Source organism: Chryseobacterium balustinum, assembly GCF_900168205.1.
GTDB lineage: Bacteria > Bacteroidota > Bacteroidia > Flavobacteriales > Weeksellaceae > Chryseobacterium > Chryseobacterium balustinum.
Genome location: NZ_FUZE01000002.1, coordinates 387478 through 400161, shown reverse-complemented (window position 1 = coordinate 400161; position 12684 = coordinate 387478). Strand labels below are relative to the sequence as shown.

Genomic DNA, 12684 nt, shown 5'->3' with positions numbered 1-12684 from the left:
AAGAAATTAATTTTTATATAAATTTAATGAGAATTCTGCAGTTATTTGTTCGTTGAAGAAGTAAATTCTTATTTCAGGTTTTGAAATTCATAAATAATTCAAGAAAATAATTCTATTTTTGTTAGATGATGGAAAATAAATCCCCGTTTTTAGACACTTTGTTTCTTCTCAGAAAAGAAGGTACACTGACTATTTTTTCAGATTTTAAAACGCTGTCTGAAAAAGAAGAAAAAGAGGCGGAAGATTTTTTCGAATCGGATTTTGAAAAAGAAAGATTAGATTTTTTATCAGATAAGATTCCATTCAATAAAGAAGCTGCCATTTGGTCTGCAAAAGTTTTGTATCACAGTGCACAGTTGTATTTAATAAGAAAAGATACGGCGAAAAATTTAGAAAAAGTGATTCCGCAATATCTAGGTGAAAAAAATGTTTCCGCAATTTTATCCGCAGATTTGTCGTTGAGGTTTTTACCACAATTGCTCCATGCGCTTCAGATTGCAGATTCTACAGACCCTTTGGTGAAAATGCTGGAAAATATTTTACACCAGTTTCATTATTCAGGAATTGGATTAGATTTAAATCTTGAAAAAATCAATTGGGAAGAAGAATTAAAAGACAAAATCTACCGAAAATTATATCTTGAAAGAATCGTTGAAAAGAAAGCTTATTCATTGGCGGAAATTCCATATATCAACCAATTGCTGATTGCAGAATTTGGGATGTACAAAGATATTTTTTGGAGAGAATTACAAATAGTAGAAAATTAAACTGTTTGTATTTCTTGGTTAAGTGAAATCGAAGATTCGACGAAGTCAAACGCCTTCGCGAACTTAAAAGCAGTTAGCTATTAAAAAAAAAAATTGCGCTCTTTGCGTTTAAAATTAAATTAAAAAATGACTCAAAATATAGAAAAATTAAACAAAGTTCTCGCCTATGTTAAAGATACTTTTGTCGGGAAAAATGACGTTGTAGATTTGCTCGGAATATGTTTGTTGGCAAGAGAAAATGCATTTTTATACGGACCTCCCGGAACCGCAAAATCTGCCATTGTAAGAACATTGGCAAATACGGTGACAGACGGTAAAAACTTTGAATATCTATTAACCCGTTTCACCGAACCCAACGAAATTTTTGGTCCTTTTGATATCAGAAAATTAAAAGAAGGAGAATTGTTAACCAACACAGAAGGGATGATGCCTGAAGCGTCGATGGTTTTTCTGGATGAAATCTTCAATGCCAATTCGGCAATCTTAAATTCTCTTTTGATGGCTTTAAATGAAAAGATTTTCAAAAGAGGAAAAGAAACAAGGAAGCTTCCTGCATTGATGTTTGTCGGTGCAAGTAACGTTCTTCCTGAAGATGAAGCTTTGAATGCACTTTTTGACCGTTTTTTAATTAGAATTAATGTTGATAATGTAAATCCGGATCTTCTTCAACAAGTACTTTTAGCTGGTAGAAAACTCGAAAATATTCTCGAAACCGAAACTCCGGAAATCTTTTCAGATGAAATCCGAGAGCTTCAGAATTTGTGTAAAAGTATTGATTTGAAACCCATTTACGAAGTCTATTTAAATACAATCATCAATCTTAGAAATACAGGGATTGCAATTTCCGACCGTAGAGCCGTGAAGTTGCAAAATCTGATTGCGGCAAGTGCTTTAATTTGTGGTCGAAACGAAGCTATTCTTTCAGATCTATGGGTACTGAAGCATATTTGGGACACCGAAGAACAGATTGAAATTTTAGAAGGAATTATCAACAGAACGATTGAAAAAGACGACCATCCAAAGTCTCATCCGCAAGCTTTGCAAAATAAAATCCCCAATCCTGAAGAAGTGATGAAAGATGTGAAAATCCTGATCGAAAAATGGAATAGCGGAACATTAAGTTTTGAAGAGCAAAACGTGATAAAAGATAAATTAAGATATCTTCAAACCCGATGCGACTGGATCAGAAATCCTGAGCAAAAACAATACATTCAACAAGAAATTGAAAGTTTATGGCAGAAGATTCTTCAAACAGTATAAAAATTTTTTGGGCAGAGCTTCCAAAAGCGGATGAAGATTTTCTTGGTGCAATTCGTGACTGGAAAAATGTTCAGATTGCGATAGATGAAGAAATAATCTGGCTGAAAGGTTTTACCGATGAACAGGCCGCTTCGTCGGAAATTCAGCAGTTGCCGAATTTTATTTTGTATGAATTGAGGGATGGACTTTTATTCAGAAAAGATGCATTGGTTCCGAGTAAAAAAATGAGAACCGCTTTGCTCTGGACTCCGATTGATAAAGCTTTAAAGCTCACTTTTCCTATTTCAAATAATAATTTTTTTGGAATTGATGAAAAGATTGAAGTTAAATTAAAGCCAAGTGAAGAAGAACAGCCTGCAATGGCTTTGCTTTGCTCAATCTCGGAAATTAAAGACGTAATTATTGCGACACCAAAATTCAAATTAGAAAAACTGGATTGGATTGTCATTAATGATAAAGCATTATTTATGGGAACTCCATTATTAGGCTTTCCCGGAAAAACTTTTTGGTTAAAAGATGATCATCTTCTACCAACAGGTTTTGATTTTGAATTTAAAAATCTGAGTTCTTTATTGCAAAGAAAGTATAATGAATGCAACGAAGACTGGCTTTTGTGGAGCGAAACCGGAAGTGTTTTATCCATTAATAAAGAGAATTTCAGAAAACTATCTGTAAGTTCATTTCGTCTGACTGAAAAATCACAAGAATGGAATTAAAAGAATATTTCCAATCTTACGAAAGTTATTTCTGGGAATGGACAACGGATGAAGATGTTCCGGACGATACCGGCTATAATGAAAATAATCTTATTTCGTTTCAGAATATTGGGGCTGTTGTTTATAGACCTTATCTGATTGAGATCTTGAAGGAGCTTCAACTTAACGGTTTACCAATTTTGAACCCTCTTTTATTAGCTTTATATGCAACAAACGAAGGATATTTAGATATAAAAGGTATTAAAACAAATCTCAGAAAACATCCTTTGGCAAGGCATGAATATGTTAAACATTTGATTCGTCCTGCATTTCAATTTTTAGAAACATTAAAATCTCTCCATAACAATTATAAAAAAGGGAAAAATAGAGTTCTTCTTTTACAGACAATATTCAAGTATGCGTCTAATAATATTTCGGAAAAACAATCGGAATATATTTTAAATGGATATTTACGAAATTCACGAAAAATTGCCGATTCAGCACAGAAAATAGAAATTACTGTTTCGAAGTTTTCCAAAGATTTAGGGATCTTGGTAGCTTTGAATGAAAAATTTCCTTCAAGTCAAATGATTATTCAAGTAATGAAAGGTAATTTGAAAATTGCTGATATTGAAGAAGAAGTTATTGAAGAAGAAACAACAATAGAAACCGATAAAGATTTTATCCAGGAACTCATCGAAGAACCCAAAACTTTCCAGGTTGGAAGTTTAATTAAAAGAATCTGGAGCGGACTGAAAATTCCAATGCGTCACCTTTCTCCCGGTGAACAACCGATTGGAGGCGTTTCAGATATGACCAACAAAGGTGATTTCAGCAGAATGCTTTTGTCGGAATTTGCCAATGAAGATGAGGTTTTTATGAATCGTGTTGCAAATAATGAAGCTTTATACATTCAGCGTGAAATCCCGCCTGAAGAAAATGTTTTTGAAAGAATTATTTTAATTGATACTTCTCTGAAAAATTGGGGAACTCCGAAAGTTTTGGCATTTGCATCAGCCATTGCAGTTATCAAACATCCAAAAGCGCATTCTGAATGTAAAGTTTTTGCTTTAGGACAAAATTCAATTCCGATCAAGCTTGATCAAGTGGAGGAGGTGATCGATCATCTTAATATCGTAAGTCCGGTTTTGGAAGTTTCTCAATCGTTGGAAAAGTTTTTTAGTGAAGAGCATACCGAGAAAGATCTTGAAGTTTTTTTTATTACCAATCAGGAAAATTTAGAAAATCAAAAGCTGCAGAAAGTTATTCAAGAAAATCGGGATCGACTGAAATTTTTGGTGACGACTTCCGCAGAAGGTGAACTGAATTTTTACAAGCATCATAAAGGAACAAGAAAACACGTCCAGAAAATCATGCTTCCGTTGCAGGAATTATGGGCAAATCCACCGAAGAGAAATCAAAAAGGAGAAAATAACAACTCTCTGAGAAGTAAAAAAGCAGATGTTCCTTTGAATTATCCGATTTTATTTCCAACTTCAAAAAATAGAATTGCTACATTTTTGTATGAAGGCGAGTTTTTTATTTTAAGTTCTAAAAAACAGTTGCTTAAAACCTATTTATCTGATAATTATTACAATAAAAATTATTACGATCAGTATAAAATTCATCGGGGTTGTGAGGTTTTGTTTGAAGATATTTCGGTGAGGCCAAAAGGCCAGTTTGCTTTAGCTAAAAACAAACAACATCAATTTATTTTATGCCATTATCAACGGGATAAAAAATTGATTTCTAAATTAAACTTAAATACAAAAGAATATTCTGAACTGAATTTGTCAGGGCATAAAATTCCCCATCAGCATAAATTGATCTATTTTGATAAAAATTTTTATTTACACCAAATTGAAATTCCTTACAACTACAGGATAAACATCGATGGTGATATTTCTTTAGAAGAAACTTTCGACAAGGTTAATGAAATGGATAAAAATAATTCAAAAGTTGAAACTGAACTCAATAAATTGAATAATATCGGAGTTAAAATTTTAAATAATTTCAATAATGTCGGAATCAATACTGAATTTGGATTAGTGATTTCTAATAATGAACTGACCCAGAATTATGATCATTCATTGGTTTTTTACAGAAATAAATATCCGATGAAGATTTTTGCTCAGCAAAATAAAAATAGATTTACATTTTCAGAAGGCAGCGAAATCATTACAGATTCCCGTGGAATGCTGACTTTTAAAAGCAGTAATCAAAATGTTCCGGAATTTTACATTCCATCTACCGAAGCTGGCTATTTGGCTTTGGCGAGCCATACAGAATTTGGGGGCTCAGAATATTATTTGCCTGAAACCACTTTGCTGAAAATGAGAAAAATGGAAGATATGATTATGGAATATTTAGACCCATTTATTCATCAAATTGTAGAATATGGAACTGAGAATTAAACCTTTTCCGAAAAACAATTATCCTAAAAAAGGACTTTTAATAAAAAGTTCTTCACCATTGACGTGGCTGCACGAAATGGAAACTTTAGGAATTGATTTAAATGAAGTTCGGTCATTTCCAATTCCTTCCAACGAACCCAATATTCTGTATGGATGCTTTTTAATTTTTAAAAACCTTGCTCCTTCTGAAATTGGCAAGAATTCTTATTTTCAAAGTATTGAAGACAGGTTTTTTATTCCTGAAAACACCACTTTTTATCCTAAAATCAATCCTGAAGACTGGCAAAATATCAATGCTGATTTTCTGGTGATGCATCCTGATTTCGGGTTGGTGAAATTGAATGAAGAAATTGATTGGATTTCACTAATTAATCATCCTAAACAATCAGAAGATAAGATTCGAAAACCATCAAAAGGAGTAACAATTTCCCAAGAAATTAAAAGTTTTATGGTGGAAATGGATGATGACCAAGTGATGGAAGCGCTTCAAAAACCGCAAACTGAAGAAGAGTGGATGAAAAACCTGCCTTTTGATATGAAAAAAGTAATGGCAGGAAATAAAAAGGAAATCGAAAAATATTTAAAATATATTGAAAAATATCCTGAAAGAGCTGTAGAATTGGGAGTTCCGTTAGATATTATGGGAACTTCCAGAGGAGATGGGTTTGGTAAATTCAAATTTGGAACTTGGTTTCAAAACTTTTTTAGTGGAAGTGATAATTCTTCAGAGGAAAACTCAGGTTCAGGGAATTACCGCTGGCTCTTTTTTGTTTTTATCATTTTAATTGTCGTTGCGAGAATAGGATTTCAGTTGACTAAGGATGAGACCGAGGAACATGTGAATTCCGGGAAAGTTCAACAGCAAAACAAGATCGGAAAAATTTTGGCGTTTAAATCTGGGATTACTGATATTGATATAAAAATTGATTCTATTTACAGAAAGCGAAGAGGGAAATTGATGAATGATTTTCATGAAGCAACGAAAGAATTTCACGAAAAATCAATGGATGATGTGGTGAAAGATGTTGAGAAATATAGAATTGATGAAGGAAAAACAAAAGATTCTCTCAAAACGATTTACAATAAAAAAATAGTAAAAGTAATTACAGAAAATACCGAAAAACTACAAAATAAAATCACAGATTCTCTCAAAAAAGAAGGAAACGGAATTCCTGCCGATAAAGGTGTCGTGAAAATGGTTCTCAATAAAAAACAGATTTTGATGGCTGACTCTTTAGGGAAACGCTACGGAACTATTGAGCCACCAATTTCTAATATGGATGAAAATTCGCAGGCTTATCTTGAAGGGAATAAAGGCGAGTCAAGTGATTCTGAAAAAGTTTCGGCATCAGATATTTTTTGGCTAATTGTTTTAATGGCAGGAGCTGTAGGATTGTACTCATTCCTTTTTAAAAAGAAAAAAATACATTTCGGTGGCGAAAATGTTCCGATAGGAATCAAGATCTTCCTCATGGTTGTTTTGATTGCTCTGTTGAGTTATATTTTTTATCCAATCATCGAAATGTTTGGCTATAACTGGTTTGTCTGGATATTGATTATTTGTGTAGCTCTTCTTTTGTACAGACTTTTTCGCGAAGATAAAACCATTTTAAAATCTGAAGAGAATGAATAAGCAGAAGTTTATCGATAAGTTTCTGAGAGCACTTGTGGTTTTGGCAATTATTAAAATCATTGCGATTTTTGCTGAGCTTTTTCAGAAAACATTTTGGAGCGTTATTGGAAATCTGGTGATTTTCATAGTAGTTTTAGTAATTATATTTTTTGTAATCATCGCTCTTGAAAATAAAGAAAAATCTGGAAATTCTTCAGGAAGAAAAGGTAGTGGAGGAAATTTTTATCTTGAAAATTCTTTGTTCGACAGAATCAGAAACAAGTACGAAGAACTAGCCGAAAAATACATTGCCGAAAAAGATTATACAAGAGCCGCAAAAGTGTATATGAATTTGCTGAATGACAATTACCGTGGTGCAAAAACGCTTGAAGATGGTGGTTTGTACAACGAAGCTGCCGTGATTTACCTTAAAAAATTAAAAAATAAATCGGAAGCTGCGTCTTGTTTTGAAAAAGCAAAGCAATATCAAAAATCAATTGAACTGTATAAAGAGCTCGAGCAAAAAGAAAAAGTGGGTGATCTTTATATGCAAATTAATGATACCAAAAATGCGAATTCTTATTACCAAATGGTTGTTGATGATTATGTAAGCAACGATCAAATGGTGAAAGCTTCTCTTATCTACCGCAAAAAAATGGATGTTCCGGAAGAAGCTCAGAAAATTTTATTACAAGGTTGGGAAGAAAATAAAGATGCTTTTAATTGTCTGAATAACTATTTCGTAAATATCAATAACGTTGATAATCTAAATTATACAATTCAAAATTTATACCTCAAAACTCCTTCTGATAAGAAATTAATTTATCTTGAAGCGATGAAACATGAGTTTAAAAAAGATTCAAAACTACAGGAAACAACAAGGAATATCGCTTACGAGATCATTGCCGAAAATATAGAAAATCATTCTTCCATCATCAATGAACTGAAGCATTTCAATCCAAAAGATGAGGTGATTTTAAAAGATATTTCGAGATACAGAACAGGGAGAAATAAAATGTTTAGAAATTGATTTAATTAAAAAATTAAAAATTGTAAAATGGATAATACAAGTAAGTATCTTCATTTAAAACATAAAGATAAAAGCGTGTACGAAATTGTAGATGAAATGATGGAACAGTATAAATCTCCATTGGTTACAATTAAAAAAAGCAGAGAAATATTTCCGCAACTTTCATTAATGGAAGCAAAAGAGATTGTAATTATTAGAACTTCCGAACATAAAAGTTTATATGATTATCAAGGGAGCTTACTTCCAGATCTTGAAAAATTTTTGAATGAAGAAAATGACAGTAATGATTTATAATATTTGATGATTAAAGCTTTTAAAAACTATCAGTTTTATTACCCGTTCTCATGAAAATTATAAATTAAAGAAGAAAAACAATTATCTTTGCACCAATAAAATTATGACAATACAAAGAGCACATATCAGTTTAAATCTATGCGATCACCCTGTAGTAAAGGGATCGTTTGGATATGAATGGATGATATCTGATGAGGCGAAATGTGCTTGCTTTGAAAATTTTTTACTGTAAACTCGTAAAGATTTAATCAAAATACTGCAGAAACGCCTCGGTCATCGAGGCGTTTTTTGTGTTTTTAGGGCAGGAATTATTTAGAATGAAAAAAAATAACCATAAAAGTGAAAATAATTTAATCAACAATGAACAAATAATTAGAAAATAAGACGTGATAGGAAAACCAATGAGAGACAGTCATTTAGGTGAAATTGATATCTGTAAAATATTACAGACAGAAATTCTCTATTCCAAAAATTGAATATAATTAATTGGTTTTCAGGTAGTTGATTGAAAAATAAATTTGCGGATTAAAAAATTTCATACTTACTTTGCAATCGAAAATTAAAAGCAATACGTTTTTAATCTTTTCAAAAAACAATTTTACACAACAAGAATATAATGAAACAATTACATAACATATCTAATCAGTATTCAAGACGACACGGACAAGAGGCGATGGGACTTGCGTGTATTCTTGATAGTGAATTTGTGGATAAAAGGTGCTTATATAAATGGGTCAGCTAATATAGCGACACGTCAAAAAATATAAAGCGCCTCCCGAAAAGAGGCGCTTTTTTTATGGTTTCTTTAGCTTATTTGGTAAAGCGTCGGTTTGTGGCACCGGAGAACAGGGTTCGATCCCCGGAGATACCCAAAGTGAAAATCTCATAGCTCAATTGGTTGGATACGCCGAAGGTTGAAGGTTCGAGTCCTTCTGGGATTACATAAAAGTTAAAAAAAACAATCTCATGGCTCAATTGGATAGAGCGTCGGTTTACGACACCGAAGGTTGAAGGTTCGAATCCTTCTGAGATTACAAATAGAATCTCATAGCTCAAATGGTTAGAGCACCGGTCTTTTAAACCGGGGGTTGAAAGTTCAAATCTTTCTGGGGTTACAAAGATCTCGTAGCTCAATTGGCTAGAGCATCGGTTTTCTAAAACGAGGGTTACAGGTTCGAATCTTGTCGAGGTCACAAAAGGAGAGTAGGCAAATATTGGTTTGTTGCGGCTTACTGCTAATGAGTTCTACGACAGTAGTGAAGGTTCGATTCCTTTGCTCTCCGCAAAAAAATGGTCTATTGAGGTAATGGTAACCTGTCCGACTGTCTCTTGGACACCGCGAGTTCGATTCTCGCATAGACTGCAACGATTCACAGAAAATTTCCGATCCGACTGTCTCTCGGAGAAGATTTTTGAAGTGAATCTGCAAAACTGGAAGGATAACGGTGGTTGTTTCCCCGTCTTGGACGCGGGAGGTCGCAAGTTCGAAATGCGAAGCATTCGTGAATGCCTTTAAAAAATAATAAAAAAGGAACAATGAACAATCTTGCTTTCCAGACGAAAAAAATGAATAGTCAATTGTCACTTTTGTTTCACAAGTGAATTTTTAAAATTGACAAGCAATGTCAGATTGATAATTGACCATTAGCAAATTAAAAATGATTCTGTAGCTCAATGGTAGAGCGCCGGTCTGTTAAACCGGAAGTTGAAAGTTCGAGCCTTTCCGGAATCGCAAATAACTAAATATTAATTGTTTCAAAGAGAAGAGAAAAGGTTTGTCAAGCGCAGAAGATCTTTACGCCAAAAACACAATATAGACAGGCTTTTTCTTAACTCAATTAAACAGAAAAATGGAAATTTAAACATAATATAAATTTTTAGGTAAAATAAAGTTTGTCAAAGCGCAGAAGTTTTTATATCAAACAAAAAATTAAGACAGGCTTTATTTTTCAATTAGAAGTTAGAATTTAGAAACTTGATATTTCTAAAAACTATCAACTAGAAACCAACAACTAGTTTTAAAAAAAACGATGGTTCGCCGAAGTGGAAGAGTCGGGGCGGTCTGCAAAACCGTTGTGAAAACTGAGTGGGTTTGAATCCCATAACCATCTCAAATAACTAAAATGAGATTAGTTCCGAAGAAAAAGTAAAAGTCTGTCGAGCGTAGAAGTTCTTATATCAAACAAAAAAATAATGACAGGCTTTGTTTTTCTTCAAAAGAGAAATTAGATGTTAGAAATTAGAAGTTAGAATGAAGATGGAAATCATTTATCTCTTATCAATTAACATTTATCAAAATTTGGAAGTACGCCGAAGTTGGAGAGTCGGGGCAGACTGTAAATCTGTTGCTTCATTGCTGAGTAGGTTCAAATTCTACTACTTCCACAAATACCGCTGATAATGTAATGGCAGCATGCAGGAAATATACTCTTGTTGTTCAGGTTCGACTCCTGGTTAGTGGTCAAAAAAAGGGAATAATGAATAAGTCAATTGTCAATTTTAAAAATTTGACTGCAAAGTAAATTGACGATTCACCATTCACAAGAAAAATGCTCTATTCGTCTAACGGTTCAGGACGCCTGCCTTTCGAGCAGAAAACAAGGGTTCGATTCCCTTATAGAGTACAAAATATAAATAATTAGTAATGTGCAATGAGTAATTATTGCCATCATAAATTATTAAGTATGAATTTATATTATTAATTACACATTACTCATAAAAACTTGCGGGAATGGTGGAACTGGCAGACACACTTGATTTAGGCTCAAGATATTGAGGGTTCGACTCCCTCTTTCCGTACAAAAGCATAATTGATAAATCATCAATAATAAATGATAAAAGTAGCAATGGTACCATTTATAACTTATCAATTATCATTCATAAACCTGGAAGAGTGGTGGGGCAGGTCTGCAGGTTAGTCTGAAAAACTAAAGGTATAGGTTCGATTCCTGTCTGCTCCACAGAAAGATAAATGATGAATTTACAGTGGAAAAATATCATTTATCGCTTATTATTTATCAATTATAATTAAAACTGATTCATAGTGTAATTGGTCAGCACACAAGACTTTGACTCTTGTTGTTCAGGTTCGAGTCCTGATGAATCAACAGAAAAATAGAAATTAGAAACTAGAGATTAGAAATTAGAAAAATAACCGCAAGTAAAAATCATTTATGAATTATAAAAAATATAAAACTTAAACATGTAGAAAAAATGGAAACGCAACAACAAACATGGCAAAACATGACCGGAAAATTTTTCCAACATTCTATCACGCAATTGGTAGAAGAAGCCATCATTCGCGAACAGGCAAATGGACATCGACTGAAAGTGTGTGTGGGTTCAGACTCCCACGTTTACGGTGACGCCATTAATTATGCTACGGCAGTGGTCTTTATTCGTGAGGGAAAAGGAGCGTTTACCTTTATCAGAAAAGAAAGAGAAATACAGAATATCAGTATCAAAGAGCGAATGTTGAACGAGGTCAACAAATCCGTAGAAATCGCCTACGCCATTTGCTCTATTCTGGAAACATATGATGTGGAAATGGAGGTACACGCAGACATTAACACCGACCCGGATTTTAAATCCAATGTTGCTTTGAAAGATGCAATGGGGTACATTATGGGAATGGGTTATATATTTAAAGCAAAACCTTACGCATTTGCAAGTTCAAATTGTGCTGATATGATGGTGTAATAAAAGCTGGAAGCGAGATGTAGGAAGTTGGAAGTTTTTTAACAGTATGATATTAACTCCCCACATCCCGCTTCTAACTTCCATCAAAAAAATTAAATAAAAGAACCTTTAAAAACTAGTAACCATGTATTTTTTAGTTCAGGCTAATGTGTATTTAGACCCCGATCATTATAAAATTTTTGATGCTTTGGAAGAATTGAATATTGATTACAGTGTAATTAATATTCCTCCAACAGCAGAAAAAATAGACTTCGAAACAGACAGAAAAGATGTTTTCGTTTACGGTTCGGTGACGATCGCGAGATTGGCAAAACAAAATACCGATTGGTTTCCCGGTTCTTTTTACGGAGGCAATCATTTGTATGAAGTGTATTCTAAATTTTATGGTGAAAACCTTTTGAATCACAAAGTTTCCGTTCATAAAATTTCAGAAGAATTGATTTGGAAAAAAGGTGAAATTAAATTCATCAAACCTTACAATGAAGCTAAAATTTTCACAGGAAAAGTTTTCAGTGAAACAGAATGGAAAGATTTTGTTTTTGAAGCATTGAAAAATAGATCCAACAGAATTACAGAAGATTCTTTGGTTCAGATTTCTGAAGCAAAACTAACAATAAAAGAAGCTAGACTTTGGATCGTTGGCGGACAGATTATCGATGCAGGATATTATAAATTTAATGATAATGCACCTTTCGAAGAAAACGTGTCAGAAGATGGATTAAATTTCGCCAATAAAATGATCCAACTTTTCAATCTTGAAGAAGCTTTTGTAATGGATATTTGTTTAACAGATGAAGGCTGGAAAATTGTTGAAATAAATTGTATCAATAGTTCCGGATTTTATCCAAACACCAACGTGAAAAGTATTATCAAAGCATTGAATATTTACTTTTCCAATTAAAAAATAAATTAA

General features: G+C 33.0%; 9 protein-coding genes and 12 tRNA genes. All 21 read left to right on the top strand.

Going from position 1 to position 12684, the window contains the following annotated elements; translation table 11 throughout:
• The first annotated feature begins 128 nt into the window (after positions 1-128).
• The 21 genes from B5X64_RS05465 (at position 129) to B5X64_RS05375 (ending at position 12672) form a co-directional block, all read left to right on the top strand.
• Positions 129-767 (top strand): hypothetical protein, encoded by a 639-nt coding sequence (locus tag B5X64_RS05465; RefSeq protein ID WP_079464300.1) that lies wholly within the window; start codon positions 129-131, stop codon positions 765-767.
• A gap of 126 nt (positions 768-893) precedes the next feature.
• Positions 894-2027, top strand: coding sequence for an AAA family ATPase (locus tag B5X64_RS05460; RefSeq protein WP_079464268.1), 1134 nt, complete (start codon positions 894-896; stop codon positions 2025-2027).
• Positions 2000-2743 (top strand): hypothetical protein, encoded by a 744-nt coding sequence (locus tag B5X64_RS05455; protein ID WP_079464267.1) that lies wholly within the window; start codon positions 2000-2002, stop codon positions 2741-2743. The genes B5X64_RS05460 and B5X64_RS05455 overlap by 28 nt, the downstream gene beginning before the upstream one ends.
• Positions 2734-5136, top strand: coding sequence for a hypothetical protein (locus B5X64_RS05450; protein WP_079464266.1), 2403 nt, complete (start codon positions 2734-2736; stop codon positions 5134-5136). The genes B5X64_RS05455 and B5X64_RS05450 overlap by 10 nt, the downstream gene beginning before the upstream one ends.
• Positions 5120-6769 carry a hypothetical protein gene (locus B5X64_RS05445; RefSeq protein ID WP_079464265.1) on the top strand — a complete coding sequence of 550 codons (1650 nt, stop codon included), beginning with the start codon at positions 5120-5122 and terminating at the stop codon, positions 6767-6769. Before B5X64_RS05450 ends, B5X64_RS05445 begins: the two co-directional genes overlap by 17 nt.
• On the top strand, positions 6762-7778 hold the full coding sequence (locus B5X64_RS05440; protein ID WP_079464264.1) for a tetratricopeptide repeat protein: 1017 nt from the start codon (positions 6762-6764) through the stop codon (positions 7776-7778). Before B5X64_RS05445 ends, B5X64_RS05440 begins: the two co-directional genes overlap by 8 nt.
• Positions 7779-7805: 27 nt before the next feature.
• Positions 7806-8072, top strand: coding sequence for a hypothetical protein (locus B5X64_RS05435; RefSeq protein WP_079464263.1), 267 nt, complete (start codon positions 7806-7808; stop codon positions 8070-8072).
• A gap of 804 nt (positions 8073-8876) precedes the next feature.
• Positions 8877-8944: transfer RNA gene (locus B5X64_RS05425), tRNA-His, on the top strand.
• A gap of 7 nt (positions 8945-8951) precedes the next feature.
• Positions 8952-9013: transfer RNA gene (locus B5X64_RS22765), tRNA-OTHER, on the top strand.
• A 19-nt stretch (positions 9014-9032) separates the two neighbouring features.
• Positions 9033-9106, top strand: a tRNA-Arg gene (locus tag B5X64_RS05420).
• A gap of 7 nt (positions 9107-9113) precedes the next feature.
• A tRNA-Lys gene (locus tag B5X64_RS05415) sits at positions 9114-9187 on the top strand.
• Positions 9188-9270: 83 nt separating this feature from the next.
• Positions 9271-9355: transfer RNA gene (locus B5X64_RS22760), tRNA-Ser, on the top strand.
• A 377-nt stretch (positions 9356-9732) separates the two neighbouring features.
• A tRNA-Asn gene (locus tag B5X64_RS05405) sits at positions 9733-9804 on the top strand.
• Positions 9805-10101: 297 nt separating this feature from the next.
• Positions 10102-10183: transfer RNA gene (locus tag B5X64_RS22755), tRNA-Cys, on the top strand.
• Positions 10184-10373: 190 nt separating this feature from the next.
• A tRNA-Tyr gene (locus B5X64_RS22750) sits at positions 10374-10457 on the top strand.
• A gap of 166 nt (positions 10458-10623) precedes the next feature.
• Positions 10624-10696 (top strand) — tRNA-Glu (locus tag B5X64_RS05400).
• A 101-nt stretch (positions 10697-10797) separates the two neighbouring features.
• Positions 10798-10871 (top strand) — tRNA-Leu (locus tag B5X64_RS05395).
• A gap of 99 nt (positions 10872-10970) precedes the next feature.
• Positions 10971-11032 (top strand) — tRNA-Phe (locus tag B5X64_RS05390).
• A 74-nt stretch (positions 11033-11106) separates the two neighbouring features.
• Positions 11107-11179: transfer RNA gene (locus tag B5X64_RS05385), tRNA-Gln, on the top strand.
• Positions 11180-11285: 106 nt separating this feature from the next.
• Positions 11286-11771, top strand: coding sequence for a ribonuclease H-like YkuK family protein (locus B5X64_RS05380; RefSeq protein ID WP_079464261.1), 486 nt, complete (start codon positions 11286-11288; stop codon positions 11769-11771).
• 124 nt (positions 11772-11895) lie between these two features.
• Positions 11896-12672, top strand: a complete 777-nt coding sequence (locus B5X64_RS05375; protein WP_079464260.1) for an ATP-grasp domain-containing protein — start codon at positions 11896-11898, stop codon at positions 12670-12672.
• The last annotated feature ends 12 nt before the right edge of the window (positions 12673-12684 follow it).

Coding starts and splice junctions, on each gene's coding strand:
- B5X64_RS05455 (WP_079464267.1), top strand. CDS start 2,000: ATGGCAGAAGATTCTTCAAACAGTATAAAAATTTTTTGGGCAGAGCTT.
- B5X64_RS05380 (WP_079464261.1), top strand. CDS start 11,286: ATGGAAACGCAACAACAAACATGGCAAAACATGACCGGAAAATTTTTC.
- B5X64_RS05445 (WP_079464265.1), top strand. CDS start 5,120: ATGGAACTGAGAATTAAACCTTTTCCGAAAAACAATTATCCTAAAAAA.
- B5X64_RS05465 (WP_079464300.1), top strand. CDS start 129: ATGGAAAATAAATCCCCGTTTTTAGACACTTTGTTTCTTCTCAGAAAA.
- B5X64_RS05450 (WP_079464266.1), top strand. CDS start 2,734: ATGGAATTAAAAGAATATTTCCAATCTTACGAAAGTTATTTCTGGGAA.
- B5X64_RS05440 (WP_079464264.1), top strand. CDS start 6,762: ATGAATAAGCAGAAGTTTATCGATAAGTTTCTGAGAGCACTTGTGGTT.
- B5X64_RS05375 (WP_079464260.1), top strand. CDS start 11,896: ATGTATTTTTTAGTTCAGGCTAATGTGTATTTAGACCCCGATCATTAT.
- B5X64_RS05460 (WP_079464268.1), top strand. CDS start 894: ATGACTCAAAATATAGAAAAATTAAACAAAGTTCTCGCCTATGTTAAA.
- B5X64_RS05435 (WP_079464263.1), top strand. CDS start 7,806: ATGGATAATACAAGTAAGTATCTTCATTTAAAACATAAAGATAAAAGC.